The sequence below is a fragment of the Leptolyngbya sp. BC1307 genome, from assembly GCF_002286735.1.
Classification (GTDB): Bacteria; Cyanobacteriota; Cyanobacteriia; order Phormidesmidales; family Phormidesmidaceae; genus Phormidesmis.
In genome coordinates, this window is sequence record NZ_NRTA01000184.1 from 1 (window position 1) to 732 (window position 732).

General features: G+C 48.8%; 1 protein-coding gene. It reads right to left on the minus strand.

Translation table 11 applies throughout. The annotated features are described in order from the left end of the window. Positions 1 to 732: transposase (locus CKL79_RS22700; protein WP_141242299.1), on the minus strand; the 732-nt coding region annotated here is incomplete at both ends.

The window sequence follows — 732 nt, forward strand, 5'->3', positions numbered from 1 at the left end:
GCAGCACAGCGTAAGTCCCGGTGAGCTGTGCAGTTTCAAAGCTAATCACTAAACGCAGCTTGCCAAAGCGGGGAATTCGGCAGCAGAAGGTAAAACACCAGTAGACGTGATTGCCCACTTGGATCGGTGAGAAAGCCGATTTTGGAATTAGCGGCAACAGGTCTTTGACCTTGATGTGTGGCGTATCAAACGAGAGCTGCTGACCGGAATCATCTTTGATCCGAATACTATCCGCTTCAAGATTACGGTTGGCTTTGAGCAAACTCACCCAGTCCTTATCGACTGAATCGAGATACTTCGCAAAGTCAGCAGAAAGATACCAACTATCTATGAGGACTGTGTCAAAGGGCAGACCTCGCTCTATCGCTCGTTCAATCAACAACTGAGCGATCTCTATCTTGGTGCAAAACAGCTTATGACGCGCAGCAAAGTCAGCATCTTTGAGCAACACAGGGTCAACTCGTTTATGAAACGCGCTGAGGGCTTTTCCCTTTTTCGGGATCTCTTCCTCGGGAAAGTGTTTCCTGACAAAGCTTTCCCACTCCGTCACCGCTTCATAGCGGCGATAGACCTCAAAATCTATGGGGAACCTGACCGCGCCACTTAGGTAGTGACTGGTGACTAGATTATGAGCCAGCGGGTAGGTGCTATTGCTGTGATTGTAGTGGCGGTCGATATACTCAAACAAACTGCCGACATGCTCACACATCGTGTCATCTAGGATAAAGCTAG